The following is a 21,486-nucleotide window of genomic DNA, read 5'->3' as shown; positions in this document are numbered from 1 at the left end:
GCCTGACATGGACGTTCGCCAGTTCGCCTTCCTCGCGCGCCAACCTTCCGCCGCCTTGAAACGTCGCGACAACTTTCTCGGGTTGCCCAAGCGCGGGCTGGCGTTCCTGCTGGCCAACGTCATGTTCTGGCAGCCGTTGTGGGCGCAGGCGGGCGGGATCGTGGTCAGTGCACCGGGCACGACGCTGGGGCAGGCAGGCAACGGCGTACCCATCGTCAATATCGCCGCCCCCAATGCCAGTGGCCTGTCGCACAACCAGTTCCAGGACTACAACGTCGGCAGCAACGGGCTGATCCTCAACAACGCCACCGACCGTACCCAGTCGACGCAGCTGGGCGGGATCATCCTCGGCAACAGCAACCTCAACGGGCGAGCCGCCACCACCATCCTCAACGAAGTCAATGGCGGCAGCCCCAGCCAATTGCGCGGCTACACCGAAGTGGCGGGGCAGGCGGCCCATGTGATTGTGGCCAACCCCTACGGCATCAGTTGCAACGGCTGTGGCTTCATCAATACGCCGCAGGCGACGCTCACCACCGGCAAGCCGGTGATCACCAATGGCCAGGTTTCGGGTTACCAGGTCGACCAGGGTAGCGTGTCCATTGATGGTGCGGGCCTGAACGCCAACAACATCGACCAGTTCGAAATCATCACCCGTGCCGCGACCCTCAACGCACAAATCAACGCGAACAAGCTGGCAATCATCACTGGCGCCAACGATGTGGATGCCAGGACATTGCAGGCAACGGCTCGCCCCGCCAATCCAAACAACGCGCCGCAACTGGCGATCGACTCCTCGGCGCTGGGTGGCATGTACGCCGGCGCTATCAAGCTGGTCGGTACCGAAGCGGGGGTTGGGGTCAAGCTCGACGGCAAGATGGTCGCCAGCGGTGGCGACATCCAGCTCGATGCCAACGGCCACCTGAGCATGGTCGACACTGCGGCGACCGGAGCGGTCAGCGTCAAGGCGCAGAGCCTGGAAGCCAAGGGGCCGGTCTATGCCGGCACCACCCTGGACGTGAACACCCAAGGCGACCTGACCAACCAGAACAACCTGGTGGCCAAGGACCGCATCACTCTCAATAGCGGCGGCCAACTGACCAACAACGGCATCATCGAGTCCGGGGTCAACGCCGATAACAGCCGCAATACTGAAGGCGACGTGGAAATCACGGCGCAGAACTTCACCAACTCCGGCCAGAGCGTCATCACCAGCCGCGACCTGGCCGTCACCACTACCCAGACCCTGGGCAACCAGGGCGGTACCCTGAGCGGCAAACGCCAGGTCACGGTCACCGCCGGCACCCTCGACAACCAGAGCCAGGGCCGGGTCCTCAGCGCCGACAGCCTGAATCTGACTGCCGACACCGTGCTGAACGGGCAGGGCGGCCTGATCAACAGCGTCGGCCAACTGACTGCCACCCTTGGTCACCTGAACAACAACGGCGGTGAAGTTTCCAGCAAGGCCAGCAGCACGCTGGTCCTCGGTACGATGGACAACCTCACCGGCCTGGTGATGGCCGAAAACACCCTGAGCCTCACCGCCGCTGGAGCGATCAACAACCAGAACGGCGTCCTCTCCGGCTGGCAGGGCCTGACCGTCACGGGTACCGGCCTGGACAATCGCAACAACGGTACCGTCTCCAGTCGCAACGGTGATGTCGGCGTCACCCTCAGCGGTGCGCTGCTCAACAGCCAGGCCGGTGCCGTGGTCAGCCAGAAGGCTTTGACCGTCACGGCCGACAGCCTCGATAACAGCGACCAGGGCGTTCTCTCCAGCGGTGCTGCCCAGAAGCTGACCGTCACCGGCCTGCTCGACAACACCCTGGGCGGCTCCATCACCAGCTCGGCCAACCTGACCTTGCAGGCAATGGCCCTGAACAACGCCGGCATGATCAGCGCCAATGACGCCCTGAGTTTCACCGGCACTGACCTGGACAATAGCCACGGCACCTTCACCGGCAATGCCGGTGTCACCCTCGATCTGCTCGGCACCCTGACCAACCATTACGGCAAGCTTTCCAGTGCCGGTCCGCTGCTGATCCAGCGCAGTGCGCAGATCAACAACCAGAACGGTGGTATCAATAGCCAGGAGGTGCTGACCCTGCTCACCGGCAGCCTGGACAACAGCCAGCAGGGCACCCTCGGTGCCACTGACACGCTGTTGATTACCGCCAGCGGCAACGTCGACAACAGCGCCGACGGCCTGATCGCCAGCCGCAACGCCGACCTGCAACTCAATGCCGCCAGCCTGAGTAACGGCAAGGGCTCGCTGCAAGGCAAGGGCGCAGTCACCCTGGATGTAACGGGCGATATCGATAACCAGAGCGGCAAGGTCATCGCCCAGGAAGGCGGCCTGACCGTCACCGCAGCCAACCTCGACAGCCGCGGCGGCCTGCTCTCCAGCGTCAAGGGCGCGTTTGAAAGCCACATCGTCGGCGTGCTGAAGAACGGCTACGACCTGAGCAACAACGGCCAGGGCGGCACCATCCAGGCCCAACGCCTGGCCCTCAATGCCTTTGGTGGCATCGACAACAACGGTGGCCGTATCGCCGCCCAGGCCGGCGACGCGGTGCTCGACGCCCGCAGCGGCAATATCGACAACCGCAATGGCGGCCTCTACGCCACTAACCTCGTGCAGGTCAGCGCTACCGATTTCGACAACAGCGGCAGTAACGATGGCCAGATCAGTGGCAACCAGATCAATCTCGATCTACAGGGTGCCCTGAACAACACCGGTGGCATTGTCGAAAGCCAGAGCACGTTGACGGTCAACGCGGCGAGCCTGAACAACCAGAATGGCCAACTACGGGCGCTGGGCAAGAGCAGCAAGACCGTGTTCAACATCGGTGGCCTGCTCGACAACAGCAACGGACGCTTGGAAACGGCCAACACCGACTTCGGACTCGATGCCGGCAGCTTCCAGAACCAGGGCGGCAGCCTGTTGCACGCTGGCACCGGGTTGTTCGCCATCAGCATGGCCAACCTCAGTAACGTGGGTGGCCAACTGGTGACCTATGGTGACCTGACGCTCAACGCCGACAGTTGGACCAACAGCACCTCGATCCAGGCCGACCACCTGACCGTCAACGTCAACCACCTGACCCAGGCCGCTGGCGGCCAACTCCTGGCCTCCACCAGCCTGACCGGCACCGGGGCCACCTGGATCAACGACGGCCTGATCGGCAGTGACGGGACGGCCAGCCTGGTTCTGGGCGGTGGCTATGCCGGCAAGGGCCGCCTGAGCAGCCTGGGCACACTGGGACTGCATGCGGCGCAACTCGACCTGGATTCTGCCGCGAGCGTGGCCGGTGGTGGCAACACCACGATCAACATCGACGGCATCCTGAACAACAGCGGGCGCCTGACCTCCGCCGCCGACATGACGGTCACCGCCGTCAGCCTCAACAACTACGGCACCCTGGGCAGCGCCCAGAAACTCACCGCCACCACCGGCGCATTACTCAATGACCACGGCCTGATCTTCAGCGGTGGCGACATGGGGCTGCGGGTCGATTCGCTGACCAACAGCTACGCCAGCGTCTACAGCCTGGGCAACCTGGTCGTGGATCGGGACGGGCAGGGCACCGTGGCCAGCAGCATCCTCAACAGCTCCGGCTCGCTGCAAAGCGATGGGACCATGAGCCTGGCGGCCAGCACGATCAGGAACGTCCGGGCGGTGCTCAACACCAGCGACCAGGGCATCTACACCGCGTCGATTTCCGAAGTGCAATGCATCGAGGGCTACAACGCCGGCGATTGCAGCGGCAAGCAGAACCACGTCTGGCAGATCGTCCAGCGTGACCGGTTCGAGGTCACCGAGGCCAGCGCGGCCTCCAGCATCACGGCGGGAAGCAACCTGACCCTGCTGGGCGGCGACCTGCTCAACCAGAGCAGCACCATTGCTGCCGGTGGCGCGCTGACCGCCACGCTCGCGAACCTGACCAACAGCGGCCTGGAGACTGGCGAAACCGAGACTTCGCGCACGTTCATGTCCGAGCGCACCAAGAATGCCGGCATGTGGTACGACAGCGCCGCTTCGTTCAACGATCACTACTCGCTGGGCGCCGCCGACTACAACCCGAACAACCTGGGCGGTCTGCAGGCGGCCATGAGCGCCTTCATCGGTATCACCGAGACCGAGCTGGGCCAGTTCCGCAGCACGCGCAAGATCGATACCGGCGACCAGAGCTATGCTGCGGTGATCCAGGCCGGTGGCGCGGTCAATGTCACGGCGCAAGGCAACTTCGATAGCAGCGTCGTGCGCCCGGGCTACACCTACGTCGGCAGTGGGCCGCGTACCGATACCCAGGCCGCGTCCAGCCCGTTCTCCACCTTCGTCACGGTCAACCAGCAACTGCCGCCGGACCTGGCGCAGCAGCAGGTCAATCCGGTCAGCCTGCCGGGCTTCAGCCTCCCTACGGGCAGCAACGGCCTGTTTCGCCTCAGTGGGCAGGCGGATAACAGCCTACAGGCAGCGAGCCTTGTGCATGTGGCCGGTTTGCCTGACACCTCGGCCAGGAGCAACCCACAGAAGTACCTGATCGAGACCAACCCGGCCCTTACCGACCTCAAGCAGTTCATGAGCTCGGACTACCTGCTGTCCAGCCTGGGCTATGACCCGGACACCAGCGCCAAGCGCCTGGGCGATGGGCTCTACGAGGAAAAGCTGATTGACCAGGCGGTAGTGGCCCGTACCGGGCAGCGTTTCATCGATGGCCAGACCTCCGATGACGGTATGTTCAAGTACCTGATGAACAACGCCGTCGAGAGCAAGCAGGCGCTGAACCTGCAGTTGGGTGTCAGCCTGACTTCCGAGCAGGTCGCGGCCCTGACCCACGACATCGTCTGGATGGAAAACGAGACGGTCAACGGTGAACAGGTGTTGGTCCCGGTGCTCTACTTGGCCAATGCCAACAACCGGCTGGCGGCTGACGGCGCCCTGGTCCAGGGCAGTGATGTGAACCTGATCGCCGGCAAGGACCTGACCAATGCCGGGACCCTGCGCGCCAGCAGCAACCTGACGGCCGCTGCCGGTAATGACCTGGTCAACAGTGGCCTGCTCGAGGCGGGCAATCGCCTGGATGCCCTGGCCGGCAACGACCTGACCAACAAGGCGGGCGGGATCATCGCCGGTCGCGATGTTGGTGTGACGGCGGTGCAGGGTGACGTGATCAACGAGCGCACCCTGACCACCCACCAGAGCGGCACGGACGCCAAGACCGAGCAGCGCACCTTCGCCGACAACGCGGCGGCGATCGAAGCGACGCAGAGCCTGGCCGTCACGGCAGGCCGCGACATCGACAACGTCGGCAGCACCCTCAAGAGTGGCACCGACACCACGCTCAAGGCCGGCCGCGACGTCAACATTACCTCGGCCGAAGAGATCAACAGCAACACCCGTGGCGATCGCAACCGCGACCAGAGCATTACCCAGGACAGCTCCAGCATTTCTTCCGGTGGCAACCTCACGGTCAATGCCGGCCGCGACCTGACCGCCGTCGCCAGCCAGATCGACGCCAAGGGCGACTTGTCGATGGCTGCAGCCGGTGACCTGATCCTGGCCTCGGCCGCGAACGAGGCACACGACTACAGCAAGACCAAGAAGGTTACCTCCCAGCATGACCACGTCAGCCAGGTCGGCACCAGAGTCACCGCTGGCGGTGACGTGAGGCTCAGTTCCGGCACCGACATGACCCTGGTGTCGAGCCAGGTCAATGCCGGCCATGAGGCCTACCTGGTGTCGGGCGGCAAGCTGGACTTGCTGGCTGCCCAGGACAGCGATTACTCGCTGTACGACATGAAGAAGCGCGGAGCCTGGGGCAGCAAGAAGACCCAGCACGACGAAGTCACCCAGGTCACCAACGTGGGCAGCCAGATCAAGGTCGGTGGTGATATCGGCCTGATCAGCACGGGCGACCAGCACTACCAGGCGGCCAAGCTCGACAGTGGCAATGACCTGACCCTGCAAAGCGGCGGCGCCATCACCTTCGAAGGCGTGAAGGACCTGCACAAGGAAGACCACGCCAAGAGCAACACCAACCTGGCCTGGAACACCATGAAGGGTAAGGGCAGCACCGACGAAACCCTCAAGCAGACCGAAATGGCTGCCAAGGGCCAGGTGGTGATCAAGGCGGTCGATGGCCTGCACATCGATGTGAAGCAGGTCAACGAACAGACCGTCAGCCAGGCCATCGACGCGATGGTCCAGGCCGACCCGCAACTGGCCTGGCTCAAGGACGCCGAGAAGCGCGGCGACGTCGACTGGCGGCAGATCAAGGAGCTTCACGACTCCTATAAATACAGCAACTCCAGCCTCGGCGCGGGGGCGATGCTGGCGATCATCATCATTGTCACGGTGCTGACGGCAGGCGCGGCGAGCGGGGCAATCGGTGCGATGGCCGGTACCGGCGCCGAGGCAGGGAGTGGTGCGGCGTTGGCGGCTGGTGGCAGCGAAGCCATGGTGGCTGCTGGGACGGCTGTCGGAACGGCTTCGGCGGGGTGGGCCAACGTGGCCCTTACGTCCGTACTGAGTTCCATGGCCAGTAACGCTGCCGTCAGCTTTATTAACAATGGCGGGAACATCGGGGCGGTCCTGGGAGACGTCACCTCTAGCAGCAGCTTGAAGAACTATGCGACCGGTGCTTTGACAGCAGGTTTTACGGCCGGAGTGCTCGACCCGGCGTTCGGAGTGACCGGTGACAATGTCAATAAAATCACAAAAGGCTTTGATCTAAGTTCTATCACCGACATCGGTAAGTTCGCAGCTTACACGGGGGCTCAAGGCGTCATTCAGGCCGGAGTGGCGACAGGGCTCCAGGGCGGAAGCTTGCGAGACAATTTGGAAACCACCCTCAGTTCACAGTTGCAAGGTGTACTGCAAGCAGTGGCTTTCAACGCGGTAGGGGATTTCTCGGATAAGCAGGGCTGGAAAGACTCTAGCGCGCAGAAAGTTGCCCTGCATGCCTTGGTCGGTGGATTGCTAAGCGAGATCGGTGGCGGCAGTTTCGCTACTGGGGCTGCTGCGGCAGGAGCCAACGAAGCGCTGGTAACGTCGTTATCCAAGGCTGTGAACCAGGACCAGAGTCTGTTGCTTGCAGCTTCACAGTTGGTAGGTATCGCTGCAGCAGGCGCTACAGGTGGTGATGTACAGAAGGGCTCGGAGATCGCGAAGAACGCGACGGCCTACAACTACCTGAACCACCATCAGGTAGATAACCTGGTGAGTGAGCTCAAAGGGTGCCGAGCTGCTGCAGACCCTTCAGCTTGTCGAACAGACGTTGCGTCGCAGTACCGCTCACTCAGCGATAAGACTACCAACTCTGCCCTAAATGGATGTGCTGGGGAATCGGGTTGCCTTGACCAGTTGGCAGACATAGAAGCTGCTACGAAGTCTCTTGATAAGTATGCATCTGCAAAGGACCTGAGCTCTGAAGAGCGGGATATTGTTCAGGACTTTCAAGATAGTAATTTTCACGACGAGACAATTGCTCGCAACATTTGGCTGACAAATTTCCATAAAGAAATTACTCCTATCGTCCTGAGTGGGGGCGGTGCGGCTGCTCTTGAAGCAGGGGCGAGCACGGAGGGGGAGGCGGCAACTGAAGCAGGTCTAAGCGCTGAGGGGGCGGCTGGTGCTAGCAGCAGTGAGGTTGCGCCTGTAGGGGCAGGTGTGCGTTTTGGTGAAACCGTCACGCAGAAAAATGGTGTTATTGCTGAGGGTGACGACACCTCAGTTACAGCCGTGGGGTCGCCAGCGGTACCTTCGGTTGAGAAAGCGCCTGACGCACCTGTATGGGAGACCTCCGAAGGTCCTTATAGTGGGAAGCTAGAGGGCGATTATGCGTCAGGAACGACGACATTTAATGGTCAGCCCATAGGAGGGACTAACGAACCAGCGATAGCAGCAGGTGGTGATCCAATAGTAGCTACACCACAAAACCTGTCTATTCATTCGCTTAGTGATATTGTTGATCCAGCAATCAACCCTTCCACCATCCGTGATAGCCTTGCTCCTTATGTTAAAAGTGCAGATGTCGATAATTTGTCGGTGGCGGTCGGATCTGTAGAGGTCGATGGTCAAACACAATATTTGCTATCTGTGAGCGGTAAAGGTTGGAAGGGGAACGCCCCGGATATGGTTTCTATTTCCGGTGTGGAGTATAAGGTTATTAGATTGGATAGCGAAGCCGTACCTTCGGCTGAAAATGGGTCAAGCGGTATTACGAACTTTAATCATGCTGAGCAGAAAATTATGAGCTATTTACAGGAAACCTACGCAGGGGGGAACGCCAATATATCTATAGGTGTCGAAAATACCTCTGTTAGTAGACCGGGAATGTGTGCAGGTTGTTCTATTAGTAGCAGGGGGTTTGCTGAAAGCAATCCTGGCTTCAATGTTAAGTTTTTTCAGGGTACGTCTGGAGTCAATCCGTGAGTTCTTTTTCTAGCAATGTTGCGGTAGAGGGTTTTTCAGAGTTTTTTTCTAAATTCATAGGTTATGATGTATCGGATTTTGATAAAATCGAGCGACTTTATAGAGTCAAGATTGACGGACAGCTCAAGGATTTTTTAATGGAGCTAGGTAAGAGCGATGGCGGAGCTATCGGGGATTCGGTGATTCAGCTTTACAGGCCGTCATGGAGAGTTAGGCAGCATTTGTTGTTTCAGGTTGATTTTTTTAGCCAGATGCAGGATGAAGGTTTTTTTGATTATTTGAAGAAACCTTTCGTTTTTGCATGGATTTCGGAAACTCAGTATTATTTTGTTCAGACAGCGTCTGAAGATATTAACGCTGTATATCATTTTGATTCCAATTCGCTTGTTGTAAAGCGGACCGAGTGGGATCTGCTAGCGTTTGTTGGCAAGCTTTTCTCTGAAAGAGATATGGAGATTTCTGCTGCTGCGCAGGGTGATATTTTACTTATTTAGCTGAAAGGGTGCGGATTTATTTTTTGAATGATATGCGGGGGAATAGAATTGCTCCGTTTTTTTAGGGGGGCAGAGTTTGAAAGTAAATCTGAAAACTATCTAGCTGGCCTCATCACTCCGCCCCCGGCGCATACCCAAAATACGCCTTGTACGCATGATTGAAATTCGCCGGATTGGCGTACCCCAACCGATACGCAATCTGCGCCACCTGCCATTTCCGCTGGCGCAACAACGTCCGCGCCAATTCCATCCGCTGCTGCCGCACATACTCCAGCATCGACTGCCCGAACACCTGCCCGAACGCCCGGCGCAAGGTCGTTTCGCCCACCCCCAGGCGCTGGGCCAGGGCCAGGCTGCCAGGCGGATCGATCAGGTTGGCATCCAACTGCCGCCGCGCCTCGTGCGCCAGGTCTCTATGCCCGCGCGCCGTCGGCGTTGGCTTGTCAGCCTTCCCCTTGAGATGCGCCGCCAGTTCCACCAGCACCGCCAGGCTCAAGCTTTCCTGATACAGACGCTCCAACGTCCCTTCAAACGGCGAATGGTAAAGCCGCTCCAGCAGACTCCCCAACGCCCGGCAACGGTTGAACTCGGAGAACTGCATGCCCTTGTCGAACAACCCAAGTAGCGGCTGCAGCGTTGAGTCCTCTTCGGCCAATTCACGCAGGTAGTCACCGGCGATACGCAACCCGGCCATGCGCACATGGCTGTCGGCCGGCAGTTGATCCACCGCTTCCATGCTCTCGCTCAGCCCCAACGCATGGGGCGCACCGATGGTGTACCGGTTGAGTTGGCCGTCGACCCGGTGCTGCCACTGTCCGTCCAGTACTTGCACGATGCACAGGCTGCCGGGCAATACCTTGTGAATGTGCAGCGGTTCGGGAAACTGCAGGTCGCAGTCGAAATACTGCAGGTGCGGGCGCACGGTTCGCGCGCGGTAGTGACCGCTGGCGCTGCCCAGCACCTGGCCGATCGCCGGGTCGAGCACGCCGGTGTGATCCAGCGGGGCAGGGCGGTCAAAGCAGAATTGGGTGTCCAGATAGGCGTTCCAATGTTCCATCGGTACAGCGTTTCCATGAAGACTTGGCTACTCGACGGCAAATGTTAACGCGATCACGGGCAGCGCGTCAGTGATTGTGATCGATGGCGTGGTTGTTGTGCGCGGCGGCCACTGCGGTTGGCACGGCGTCGTATGCAGACTTCAATAGTCACCCCCTTCGCTATTCAAGGAACCTGAACGATGCTCGATTTTCGCAAATGGGCGCTTCTGTTCGTCACCACACTGGCGCTGCTGGCGGGCTTTGCCCAGGCCGAGGATCGTCCGCAGGTTGCGGACAAGGTACTGGCCTATTCCGGCCAGCAGGGCGTCAAGGTCTGGACCCTGCGTATTGGCGAGCGCAGCGACAACCAGGCGCTGGTGCAAGTGGAAGACGTCGACCATGACTGGAACCTGCGCATCCAGAAAATGAACGTGGAAAAAACCGCCAAGGACACCCGCTATTCCACCACTGTCGATGGCAATAAGTTCGTCGTGCTGATTCTCCAGGAAGGCTGGGGTGAGCTGTACCTGCCGGGCGAGGCCAAGGCCCTGACCGTCGGCTACGACGAGAACCTGTCCAGCCGCGGCGATGCTCAGGCGTTTCTGACTGATTACCTCAAGAAGCAGTAAGCGACGAGCCGAGACAGGAAGACCTGATGACCACCCCTCAACAACCGGACCTGCTGGCCAGCTTGTCCAAGGCCCCGGATGCCGAGTACGACCGTTTCAGCGCCGCCCGGCGCGAACGGACGATCGCCGAACTCAAGCAGGTGATCGAGCGCGTACCCGAGCAGTCGGCATTCACCAACACCACCCGCTACAAGTGGCTGGGCCCGCTGTTCACGGTGATTGCGTTGGGCATCCTCGGTGCGAGTATTCATCTGGGCAAGACCGGCATGATCGTGTTCGCCGTGGCCATGGTGCTGACCTTCGCGTTGATCACCTGGCAGCATCGTCACGCCGGACAACAAGTGTTCATGCGCCTGACCCGTCGCCAGTTGTTCGTCGACACCTTGAGTGCACCGGTCAACCTGGTGGATGTCGTCGATATCTACGTCAAGGATGAGGGCCTGGTGATGCTGCAGAAGTTGACCCTGCGTCCAGGCAGCGAGCTGCCCACGCACCGTTCCTGCCGACAGTTGTTCGGCAACCAGGGGATGGCGCTCAAGCAACCCCAGCCGCATATTCGCATTCACTCCGCCGGGTTGATGAGCGCCGGCAGGAAACTGGACTGCGATGAGGTCGCCGAGCTGCTTCGGGCCTATTGGATGGCAGCTCATGCCCAGCAGGAACTGGATGCACTGCAGCCCAACGGCTAACTGAGTCAGATCAACCTCCGGGCAACTGGTGCCCGGAGGTCGTCATCCATTACTCAAGCAGTTGTTCCAGGCTTGGGTCGCGGATGACGCGCTGCACGGGCAACTGCGGCGCACCGCCGGACTTCAGCATTTTCAGCTTCGGACTGGCGACTTTCGTGCAGGCATTGCCGCCGTTCTCGTAGATCCCGCCCATCGCACATTTCCACTCGTAGAAGTTCGCCAGCCCACCCGACATCTGCAGGCTGAAGTCCGTGCTCTGGGTGCCCGGCGTGAACGGATGACCGGCCTGGATGTTCTGGAACCACTTCATCCATTCAGGCGAACCCACCGGTGGCACCTTGTCTGGACTCTGGAACGTGGGGTTCATGAGCGCCACTTGCGGTGACTCGGCTGTCATGTGGCAGCTCTGGCAGGAACTGACAGGGTTGTCCACCGGGCCATTGAGGCGCCCGTTCCAGCCCAGGTGGGTCGGTGGCAACTCCTGGGTGTTGGCGTTGATGGCGGTCTGTTTCAGCGCCGTGTTGATCTTGGTGACGGTCGGTTGCTTGTTGGTGAAATCATCGCCCGTCTGCTGCGGATCGTTGCCCCACATGATCCCCACCGGTACCAGGTTGTCCCAGCCGGCCTTGCCGGTCTTGGCGCCGTTGTACTGGAAGGTGCCGAAGATCCAGCCGGTGTCCTTCATGCGCGTGTCGCGTACGGCGATGTCCATCTGGATCAGGGCGACGTCCCGGAGTACACGGTTGGTCGACTTGAAGGTATCGGTGATGTAGGCCTTCCACAGCACCGGGTTGGCGAGGAATGGCACGGTGCTGCGGTCGATGTCGGCGAACAGCGCCTTGCACACCACGGTCCCGTTGGGGAAGCTGTTGGGCTGCGAGGTGTAGCTCGGGTCGGGGTTCTGCGGGTCTTTCCAGACCTGGCCGATGGTGTAGGCGCCGATGTCGTTGTAGATCCCCACGGCGTAGGTCTGGCCGGTCGCCGTCTGCGTCGATGCCAGTTGCTTGACCTGGATCTGGGCTTCCTTGGTCAGGCCATGGGTGCCTTCACGTCCCAGCGGTCCATAGTGTTGCCACGGCATGTGGTACCACTGGCGCACCTTGTTCTTCTGCACGTCCCAGTTGACCTCGGTGTTGCCCTCCAGGCAATAGTTCTTCACCTCGTTCATGTAGGTGCGCCAGGTCTCGAAGTTGTTGTCCGGCTTGGCCGGCAGTTTCTTGAAGAATGCCGGCGGCGAGCCGGTGGGCGCTTGGGTCGGGTAGTTCTGGCTGAGGACGAACTTGGGGCCGGTGTAGCCGTCGGGTGGTGCATAGCCGTAGTCGGGGTAGGTGCCGGCCTGGGCCGCGACGCTGAACAAGGCGGCCGCCACCGCCAATGCTGTGAGTGTTGTCTGGTGCTGGTTCATCGATTATCTCCTTGACAGGGATGTGCCGGGCATCCTTCGAGCGTCTGCTCGTTCAATACCGGGCTTCCTTTTTTCTTGGTTTGAGTCTCGGTTTGGCCATCGAGACGGCTTCACGGGTCAGCAGGGTATGGGGTGGTTCACCTCCTCGGCAGTGCCGGACACACGAGTTCCATCCCCGGCGACAGGCCGGAAATGCGGGAAAGAGGGGAGACGGATTGTGCGCAGAGATGCGAGGGGGAATTGCCTATCGACTCCTTGTCGATCGCGTGCCGTTCTTCCTTGCTACAGGTGTAGGCGACTTCCAGAAAAGTGCCATGTCTTGCATGAAAAATAGATGGCTATAGGCCGCTAGACAGGTATCGGAGGCTCACCTACAGTTCAGGACGCAGCGTTTGGGCAGCAGGGTCGTTTTGTCTTTGAATTGGATATGAACGCTTTATTAGCCAGGAGGGCTAAGGATATGTCTGCGCAATCCCTTACTCATGTACTCGTTGATACCGATGTCGATTTTGACGATTACATGGCCATTTCGTATTTGCTCAAGCACCATGCCGTAAAGGTTGAAGGCATTACCGTGACGGGTGTAGGCGCCGCTCACCTGAGCCACGGCGTTGAAAACCTCAGCAACTTCCTCACCGTGTTCAATGACGCTGCGATAGAGCAGATCCCCGTCGTGGCGGGCTTCCAGCGTCCGCTGATCTACAGCAACACCTTCGCCTTCGACACGCGCCAGGCGGCGGATCAGCACTACGATTCCGCATTCCCGCGCAAGAACCCGAACCCCACGCGCACCGGTGCCGTGGAGTTCATTCGGGAAACCCTGGAAAACGCCGATCACAGGTTCACCGTACTGATGATTGGCGGCGGGACGACCTGGGGGCATCTGTTCCAGCAGGCCAGGACCGACGCCGCCCTGCAGAAACTGCTGCACAGCAAGGTCGAGCGCATCGTCGTGATGGGCGGCAACCTGTTGCCGCAATACGTCAAGCCCGGGGCCGGCGGCAACATCAAGGATGCGTTGGGCGCAACGCCGTACTACACCAACGATGTGGCCGAGTGGAATATCTTCCTGGACCCATTGGGCGCGCAGTTGGTCTTCGACAGTGGCATTCCGGTGCAACTGGTGGCGCTCAATGCGTCCAACTCGATTCCGATCACCCAGGAGTTCGTGTTCCAGCTTGGCCGCATCGGCAACCCGGTGGCGCAGTTCCTCAAGCACGTGCTGGAAAGCTCGACCATTGCCCCCGGCATTGGCACCTACCTGTACTTCTGGGACCCGCTGGCGGCCGTCGCCATCACCAACCCTGACCTGATTCAGTTCGGCCGCTACAAGCTGCGGGTGGAACAGGAACTGAACGAGGAACAGGACACCAGCGGACAACTGATCCCGGACGATCGCGGCGCACCGATCGACGTCGGCCTGAGCGCCGCACCAGGGTTTGTCCTGTCGCTGTACCTGACCACCATCGCGGGCAACTCGGCCGACGCTGCGCTCGAAAACACGCGATGACGCCTTACGGCGTGTGCGATCCCGAAAGCGGCAACGCAAGGCACCCCAGCGCTCCTTGAGCTTGGCCCGGCGTTGCATTCCCTGTTTGTGAACAACGTAAACACCGCGACTTCAGGCCGTCATGACGGCCCGAAGTCGTGTTCCCTTCAAAGGAGTGAAGCGATGAACGTCAGGGCAATACTTGGCCGGTCAATGATAGGCCTGTTTGGTTTGTTGACAGTCCTTTCGGTTAATGCCGAAAGTGTCATTGTGGCCACACCGCAACAGGGTGTCGGCATCGCCGTCGATGTTTTTGATAAACCCGATGCCGCCACGGGCACGCCTTCCTTTTCGAGCACGGTAAAATTTACGCTGCCGGCCTACTTTGTGCCGTCGGTCAACTCATTCAAGGGCAAGGTGTATATGTTCTGGTCAAACAACAATGACCAGCAGCATGTCTACTTTGCCAGTTCGCAAGATGGGCGCACCTGGTCCACGGCACAAACCATCAGCGTGAACAATGTGTTGGGCAACGTCTCCGTCAGTGCCTTCAGCCAGAAGCTGGTGCTGACGTTCACCGACGCCCAGTTTCGGCTCAAGACCATCAGCTCGGAGGATGGGGTAGCCTGGTCCGCAGTCAAGCCGATCGATACGCTCCACACGGCCGTCACCAACAAGCCTGTGGTGTACAACGGCAAGTTGTTCGTGCTGTACAGCGAGAACTCGGGCAAGGTCGTCTACTCGGTCAGCTCCAGCGACGGGATCGCCTGGAGTCGCGAAAGCCAGGCGTTCCAGGAGACCGCCGATTCGATCCTGACGATGGTTCCCGTGGTCTACAACGGGCAGTTGTGGGCCTACTACGCCTTTCAGAATGGCGCTACCTTTGCGCGCACCTATGATCGCTCGGGGCAGTGGGGGCCCCGGCGTGATCTCAACGGCATTACGGGCAAGGGCGGGCTCAAGGGCTTTCTGAACAGCGCTGCGATGATTGACGGCCGGGTATTCATCAGCAGCAGTGCCAGCACGTTCTATTCAAACGATGGGTTGAACTGGAGTCCGTATTTCTCCAAGAGCTTCTCCGGCAAGTCGGCTTTTCCCTCGGGGCTGGGTGTCTCCTACGCCATCACCGCCAACGACCTGACTCGCAACGGCCCGACACTGCCGTCGGACCTGGCGACCGGCATCAGCCATACCGACTACGCCACCTTTGCCTGGCGCAGTTTCATCGCCCTGAACAACACCGCCAACACGCCGTTGCCGGCCAATCGCGGGGTGGGCAACCCGAACGGCAGCTTCGCCGATTCGGGCAAGGCCTCCCAGACGGCCAATCCTCTACTGTGGCAGACCTTCGCCCATCGTACCGAGCTGTTTCCGGCGGCAGGCAAGAGCGCGGTTGGCGGTCCGACCCGTCCGTTCGGCTCCAGCCCGCAATACAGCTACACCCAGTTCCCCAATGGCGTGCCATTGGCGCCCGGGGCCAGCTATGCCCACTACAACAACCTCGATGAGGCGAGCCAGATCGGCCAAAATTCGATCTTTTTCCCGGTCAACCCGCCGAATGCGGCGAAGAAAGGGAACGACTATGCGCCTTCGAACGACAGCCAGATCTTGTTCGAGGCCAAGGCCAACCCGGTGGTCTACGAGTATGCAAAGGGCCTGAAGAGCTACCCGGACCATATCGTCCTGCCCGATGGGGCCGTGGAGGTGAAGGCGGCCTGGCGCAAGCTGGCGGACATTCCCCAGGCGCAGCGTTCGCGCTACCACACGGCAACCGTGGTGACCTACCACGGGGATGACAGCAAGCCGGTGGCCTACAACGAAGAGTACGCCCTGGTCGCCTTGCACATCATCCACAAGACACCCAACTACCCGACCCTCATCTTCGCCACGTTCGAGCATGAGGATGCGTTGAACCTGCCCGACAATTCGCCGACCGGGCTCTACTACATCGCCAACTACGACAGGATCGCCTACGCCTCGCCGCCGGATGACACGCCGCCGCCGGTGGCGACCTTTTCCGATGGCAAGAGCATTCACAAGGTGACCTTGCCCAAGGGCTACCTGGCCGATGCGAAGCACACGCCGCCGATCTACTCCGGCAGCAACGGCATTCCCAAGGGGCAGGCCGGCCCGATCACGGTGGTGCAGCCGCAGACCACCCATGCCGAAGTCGCCGCAGTGAACGAACAGGTCAGGAAACTGATGGACGCCAGCGGCCAGTTCGGCAATTCGGTCTGGAAGCACTACCGGCTCAAGGGCGTGCAGGCTATCCCGTCGAGCAACGAGACCGACCCGGACTATTACCTGGCCAACATCATGGTCGAGAGCAGCCAGCCGGGGATCCAGCTGTTTCGTGGAACCAACGTTTTCCCGGTTCCGCAGAACAACACCCTGACCAACATGCGCAACGTGGCCAACATCAAGGTGCCGGACTATGACCACAGCAGCCAGACCCTGACCATGGGCGGTTGCATGGGCTGTCATGGCGTTGCCCAGTCTGCGCTGAAGCAGGGTTTCAGCTTCCTGTTCGATGCGATCAACATTCACAACCTTCCCCAAGGCACGCCCACCGGCTTCTCGAATCCGGAAACCGTCGGTCTGCCGGATGTTCGCGTCCAGCAGCAACGGGCCCTGAAGTATTCGCTGGGCGTCAAGGACAGAGGCGCTACCCCGTAGCCGCGTGACGCTGTATGGAATGAAAACCGGTCACCCTCCCGTCGTTGTGATGGGAGGGTGGTCGACCGCCTCATGGTTGCGCTACGACCCAGCCTTCCCGAGCGGTTCTGCTCAACCTTCCCAACCACCCCCCAGCGTCTTGTACAACGTCACCCGGTTGACCTGCTCCGACAGCTCCAGGCTGATCAGCGTCTGCTGCGCGGTGTACAGCGAACGCTGGGCGTCGAGCACATCCAGGAAGCTCGTCGAACCCTGCCTGTACAGCGCCAGCGACAGGGTGTAGCTCTTGTCGGTGGCCTGGGTGAGGCTGCGCTGGGCGTCCAGCCGCTCGTTGATATGGCTGCGCACGGACAGGGCGTCGGCCACTTCGCTGAAGGCGGTCTGCAGGGTCTTCTCGTACTGGGCCACGTCGATGTCACGGGTGATCTTCGCCGCGTCGAGGCTGGCACGGTTGCTGCCGGCGTTGAAGATCGGCAGGTTGATCGACGGGGCGAAACTCCAGGCGCGGCTGCCGGACTTGAACAGCCCGGACAGCTCGCTGCTGGCGCTGCCGCCGCTGGCGGTCAGGGTCACGCTGGGGAAGAACGCCGCACGGGCGGCGCCGATGTCGGCACTGGAGGACTTGAGGGTGTGTTCGGCCGCCAGCACGTCGGGGCGACGTTGCAGCAGGGTCGACGGCAGGCCGGCCGGGACGTTGACCAGCAGCGCCGCATCGAGTTGTGCATCGCCCGGCAACAGTGTGTCGTCCAGGCGTTCGCCCACCAGCAGTTCCAGGGCGTTGCGGTCCTGTTCGACCTGGCTTTCGTAGTTCGCCACGTTGGCTCGCGCCGACTCCACGGTGCTCAGCGACTGGGCCAGGCTCAGCCCGGATTCGCCGCCCAGGCCGTGGCTCTGTTGCACCAGCGCGTAGGTCTTCTGCTGGCTGGTGTAGGTGTTGCGCGTCAGGGTCAGCAATTGCTGGTCGGCGGCCAGGGTCATCCAGGCGCTGGCGACTTCCGCCACCAGGCTGATCTGCGTGCTGCGGCGGGTCTGCTCCAGGGACAGGTAGTCCTCCAGCGCGGCGTCCTTGAGGTTGCCCAGCCGGCCGAACAGGTCCAGCTCGTAGCTGCTGATGCCCAGGCCGACGCTGTACTGGCTGCTGGTCGCGGTGCTGCTGTCGGACAGCGCGCGCTGGCGCGTGCCGCTGGCCGTGGCGGAGACCGCCGGCAGCAGTGCCGCGCTCTGGATGCGGTACTGCGCCTGCTGGTACTCGACGTTCAGCGCCGCGACCCGCAGGTCGCGGTTGTTGGCCAGGGCGCGGGCCACGGTGTTGCGCAGGCGGCTGTCGACGAACAGCTCACGCCAGGCGATGTCGGCGTTGGCCTGGCCAGCCGGGGTGGCGGTCGACCATTGCTCGGCCACCGGCGCCGTGGGGCGCTGGTAGTCCGGGGCGAGGTTCACGCAGCCACCCAGCACCATCGCCAGCAGCAGGGGAAGAGGGGCGAAACGCATCAGATTTCTCCTTCGGCGGTGGCCGGGGCGGCGGCGCTACGGCGCGCGGCCAGGCGTTGCACCAGCACGTAGAACAACGGAATGAAGAACAGCCCGAGCAGCGTCGCGGCGAGCATGCCGCCCAGCACGCCGGTCCCGATCGCCTCGCGCCCGGCCGAACCGGCACCGGTGCTCAGGGCCAGCGGCAACACGCCGAGGATGAACGCCAGCGAGGTCATCAGCACCGGCCGCAGGCGGATGCGCACGGCTTCCAGGGTTGCGCTCAGCAGGTCCTGGCCACGTTCGTAGCCTTCCTTGGCGAACTCGACGATCAGGATCGCATTCTTCGCCGCCAGGCCCACGGTGGTCAGCAGGCCGACCTGGAAATAGACGTCGTTGGACAGCCCGCGCAAGCCGGTCAGCAGCAACGCACCGAGAATGCCCAGCGGCACCACCAGCATCACCGCGAACGGCACCGACCAGCTCTCATATAGCGCGGCCAGGCAGAGGAACACGAATAGGATCGAAATGGCGTAGAGCAGCGGCGCCTGGTTGCCGGCCAGGCGCTCCTGGTAGGACTGGCCGGTCCAGGCGTAGCCGATGCCTTCGGGCAGTTTGGTCATGATCTCTTCCACGGCGACCATGGCATCGCCGGAGCTGACACCGGGGGCAGGCGAGCCGACCAGTTCGTAGGAACCGAAACCGTTGTAGCGTTCCAGCAGTGGCGAGGCGCTGCTCCAGCGGGTGCTGGTGAAGGCCGACAGCGGCACCATCGTGCTGCTCGAGTTGCGCACGTACCAGTCGCCGATGTCCTCGGCTTGCATGCGCTTGTCGGCGGCGCCCTGCATGTAGACCTTTTTCAGGCGGCCGGCATCGAGGAAGTCGTTCACGTAGCTGCCGCCCATGGCCACGCTGAGGGTGTTGTTGATGTCGCTGGCCGACACACCCATGGCACCGGCCTTGCGGTCGTCGATGTCGACGTTGAGCTGCGGGGTGTCCTCCAGGCCCTGGGCACGGACCACGGCCAGGCGTGGGTCCTGGGCGGCGAGCTGGAGGAATTGGTCGCGGGCCTTGAGCAGTTCGGCATGGCCGAGGCCGGCGAGGTCCTGCAACTGGATGTCGAAACCTGAGCTTTGGCCCAGCCCCTGGACCGCTGGCGGGGCGATGACGAAGACATTGCCTTCGAGGATTTTCGACAAGGCCATGTTGGCCCGCTGGGCGATGGCCGAGGCGCTGTGTTCTTCGCCCTGGCGCTCGCTCCAGTCCTTGAGTTTGACGAAGCCGCGCCCGGCGTTCTGCGCGTTGCCGCCGTTGCCCAGGCCGCGCACGGTGAGGATCGAGGCGACTTCCGGTTGCCTGAGCATGTAGTCCTGCACCTGGCGGGTGACCGCCTGCAGTTGTTCATCGGTGCCGCCCACCGGCAGGGTTACCTGCATCATCAGCATGCCCTGGTCTTCCTCGGGGAGGAACGCGGTCGGCAGCTTCTGGAACATCAGCACCACGCCGCCGAGCACCAGCGCGTACACCAGCAACGCCCGCAGTGGCCGTGCCAGCACGGCGCCAACACCGTGCTGGTATTGGCGCGACCCTCGGTCGAAGGTACGGTTGAACCAGCCGAAGAAGCCGCGGCGTTCTTCGCCGGCATGGCTGTGGGGCTTGAGCAGCGTGGCGCACAGCGCCGGGGTCAGGGTCATGGCCACCAGCACCGATAGCGCCATGGCCGCGACCATGGTCACCGAGAACTGCCGGTAGATCACCCCGGTGGAGCCACCGAAGAAGGCCATTGGCACGAACACCGCCGACAGCACCACGGCGATGCCGATCAGCGCGCTGCTGATTTCGCCCATGGACTGGCGGGTGGCTTCGCGCGGGGACAGGCCTTTCTCGGCGATGATCCGCTCGACGTTTTCCACCACCACGATGGCGTCGTCCACCAGCAGGCCGATGGCCAAGACCATGCCGAACATGGTCAGGGTGTTGATCGAATAGCCCATCAGTTGCAACACGCCGAAGGTGCCCAGCAGCACCACCGGCACGGCGATCGCCGGGATCAGCGTAGCGCGCAGGTTCTGCAGGAACAGGTACATGATCAGCACGACGAGGGCGATGGCCTCGAACAGAGTCTTGACCACTTCCTCGATGGAGATCTTCACGAACGGCGCGGTGTTGTAGGCGACTTCGCTGTGCAGTTGCAGCTTGCTGGGGAAGAACTTCTCCAGCTCGGCGAGCTTGGCCTGCACCGCCTTGGACACGTCCAGGGCGTTGGCGCCGGTGGCCAGGCTGACCGCCATGCCGCCGGTGGGTCGGCCATTGTGTTCGGCAATCACGTCATAGCTTTCGCTGCCCAGTTCCACGCGGGCGACGTCGGCCAACGTGACCACCGCGCCGTTGCTGGCGTACTTGAGCACCAGGTCGCGGAACTGCGCGGCGGTCTGCAGCTTGCTGCGTGCACTGATCGTCGCGTTCAGTTGCTGGCCGGCGCGGGCGGGCAGGGCGCCGAGCTGGCCGGCGGAGGTGTCGACGTTCTGCGCGGTCAGGGCGCTGCTCACGTCCGATGGCATCAGCGAGTATTGCTTGAGCTTGTCCGGATCGAGCCAGATGCGCATGGCGTAGCTGGAGCCCAGGGTGGTTACCTGGCCGACGCCGCTGACCCGACTGATCTGGTCGTACAGGGTACTGGAGATGAAGTCGCTGATGTCCGAGGCGGTGACATCGGGGTTGTCCGAGATCAGCGAGAGGATGATCAGGAAGTCGCTGGCCGAGTTGCGGATCTCGATGCCTTGCTGCTGCACGGTTTCCGGCAGGCGCGCCTTGGCCTGTTCCAGCTTGGTCTGTACCAGCATCTGTGCGGTGTTGATGTCGGTGCCGGCGGCGAAGGTCAGGGTGATGTTGGCGCTGCCGGACGAGCTGCTGCTGGAGGACATGTAGGTCAGGCCGTCCAGGCCGGTCATCTGCTGCTCGATGACCTGGGTCACCGAGTCCTCCATGGTCTTGGCCGAGGCGCCGGTGTAGGTGGCGTTGAGGCTGATCTGAGGCGGGGCGATGTTGGGGTATTGCGACAGCGGTAGCTGGTAGATCGCCAACACCCCGCCAAGCATCACCAGGATGGCGATGACCCAGGCGAAGATCGGCCGGTCGATGAAAAAGCGTGCCATGGGTG

Annotated in this window: 10 protein-coding genes; 6 read left to right on the top strand and 4 right to left on the bottom strand. The window is 61.6% G+C overall.

What is annotated here, in order from left to right:
• Nucleotides 1-7 precede the first annotated feature (7 nt).
• Together AC6I6U_RS23405 and AC6I6U_RS23400 are read left to right on the top strand one after the other, a co-directional pair.
• Nucleotides 8-8,437, top strand: a complete 8,430-nt coding sequence (locus tag AC6I6U_RS23405; RefSeq protein WP_497878398.1) for a two-partner secretion domain-containing protein — start codon at nucleotides 8-10, stop codon at nucleotides 8,435-8,437.
• Nucleotides 8,434-8,931, top strand: a complete 498-nt coding sequence (locus AC6I6U_RS23400; protein ID WP_497878397.1) for an SMI1/KNR4 family protein — start codon at nucleotides 8,434-8,436, stop codon at nucleotides 8,929-8,931. The genes AC6I6U_RS23405 and AC6I6U_RS23400 overlap by 4 nt, the downstream gene beginning before the upstream one ends.
• A 112-nt stretch (nucleotides 8,932-9,043) precedes the next feature.
• Here AC6I6U_RS23400 and AC6I6U_RS23395 read toward each other — a convergent pair whose 3' ends face one another.
• Nucleotides 9,044-9,988, bottom strand: coding sequence for a helix-turn-helix transcriptional regulator (locus tag AC6I6U_RS23395; RefSeq protein WP_497878396.1), 945 nt, complete (start codon nucleotides 9,986-9,988; stop codon nucleotides 9,044-9,046).
• A 180-nt stretch (nucleotides 9,989-10,168) separates the two neighbouring features.
• On the opposite strand from AC6I6U_RS23395, the gene AC6I6U_RS23390 reads away from it, so the two are divergent.
• Complete coding sequence (locus AC6I6U_RS23390; RefSeq protein ID WP_497878395.1) at nucleotides 10,169-10,597, top strand: hypothetical protein; 429 nt, start codon at nucleotides 10,169-10,171, stop codon at nucleotides 10,595-10,597.
• 26 nt (nucleotides 10,598-10,623) lie between these two features.
• Nucleotides 10,624-11,286 (top strand): hypothetical protein, encoded by a 663-nt coding sequence (locus AC6I6U_RS23385; RefSeq protein WP_497878394.1) that lies wholly within the window; start codon nucleotides 10,624-10,626, stop codon nucleotides 11,284-11,286.
• Nucleotides 11,287-11,335: 49 nt separating this feature from the next.
• On the opposite strand, the gene AC6I6U_RS23380 is transcribed toward AC6I6U_RS23385, so the two are convergent.
• Nucleotides 11,336-12,691, bottom strand: a complete 1,356-nt coding sequence (locus tag AC6I6U_RS23380) for a hypothetical protein (RefSeq protein WP_497878393.1) — start codon at nucleotides 12,689-12,691, stop codon at nucleotides 11,336-11,338.
• Nucleotides 12,692-13,151: 460 nt separating this feature from the next.
• On the opposite strand from AC6I6U_RS23380, the gene AC6I6U_RS23375 reads away from it, so the two are divergent.
• Nucleotides 13,152-14,201 carry a nucleoside hydrolase gene (locus tag AC6I6U_RS23375; protein WP_497878392.1) on the top strand — a complete coding sequence of 350 codons (1,050 nt, stop codon included), beginning with the start codon at nucleotides 13,152-13,154 and terminating at the stop codon, nucleotides 14,199-14,201.
• A gap of 402 nt (nucleotides 14,202-14,603) precedes the next feature.
• Nucleotides 14,604-16,856, top strand: coding sequence for an exo-alpha-sialidase (locus tag AC6I6U_RS23370; RefSeq protein WP_497878391.1), 2,253 nt, complete (start codon nucleotides 14,604-14,606; stop codon nucleotides 16,854-16,856).
• A gap of 111 nt (nucleotides 16,857-16,967) precedes the next feature.
• Here the strand turns inward: AC6I6U_RS23370 and AC6I6U_RS23365 are convergent, their stop codons facing one another.
• Both AC6I6U_RS23365 and AC6I6U_RS23360 read right to left on the bottom strand, forming a co-directional pair.
• Complete coding sequence (locus AC6I6U_RS23365; RefSeq protein ID WP_497878390.1) at nucleotides 16,968-18,347, bottom strand: efflux transporter outer membrane subunit; 1,380 nt, start codon at nucleotides 18,345-18,347, stop codon at nucleotides 16,968-16,970.
• Nucleotides 18,347-21,481, bottom strand: a complete 3,135-nt coding sequence (locus AC6I6U_RS23360) for an efflux RND transporter permease subunit (RefSeq protein ID WP_497878389.1) — start codon at nucleotides 21,479-21,481, stop codon at nucleotides 18,347-18,349. The genes AC6I6U_RS23365 and AC6I6U_RS23360 overlap by 1 nt, the downstream gene beginning before the upstream one ends.
• Nucleotides 21,482-21,486 lie beyond the last annotated feature (5 nt).

The sequence above is a fragment of the Pseudomonas sp. UTLPPB19802 genome (assembly GCF_059730225.1).
Note: the sequence above shows the minus strand (reverse complement) of the source record. Positions and strands in the feature narration are given on the sequence as shown.

Bases quoted from the DNA above. Each gene is read 5' to 3' on its own strand.
- AC6I6U_RS23405 (WP_497878398.1), top strand. From the start codon at position 8: ATGGACGTTCGCCAGTTCGCCTTCCTCGCGCGCCAACCTTCCGCCGCC.
- AC6I6U_RS23395 (WP_497878396.1), bottom strand. From the start codon at position 9,988: ATGGAACATTGGAACGCCTATCTGGACACCCAATTCTGCTTTGACCGC.
- AC6I6U_RS23390 (WP_497878395.1), top strand. From the start codon at position 10,169: ATGCTCGATTTTCGCAAATGGGCGCTTCTGTTCGTCACCACACTGGCG.
- AC6I6U_RS23385 (WP_497878394.1), top strand. From the start codon at position 10,624: ATGACCACCCCTCAACAACCGGACCTGCTGGCCAGCTTGTCCAAGGCC.
- AC6I6U_RS23380 (WP_497878393.1), bottom strand. From the start codon at position 12,691: ATGAACCAGCACCAGACAACACTCACAGCATTGGCGGTGGCGGCCGCC.
- AC6I6U_RS23375 (WP_497878392.1), top strand. From the start codon at position 13,152: ATGTCTGCGCAATCCCTTACTCATGTACTCGTTGATACCGATGTCGAT.
- AC6I6U_RS23370 (WP_497878391.1), top strand. From the start codon at position 14,604: ATGTTCTGGTCAAACAACAATGACCAGCAGCATGTCTACTTTGCCAGT.
- AC6I6U_RS23365 (WP_497878390.1), bottom strand. From the start codon at position 18,347: ATGCGTTTCGCCCCTCTTCCCCTGCTGCTGGCGATGGTGCTGGGTGGC.
- AC6I6U_RS23360 (WP_497878389.1), bottom strand. From the start codon at position 21,481: ATGGCACGCTTTTTCATCGACCGGCCGATCTTCGCCTGGGTCATCGCC.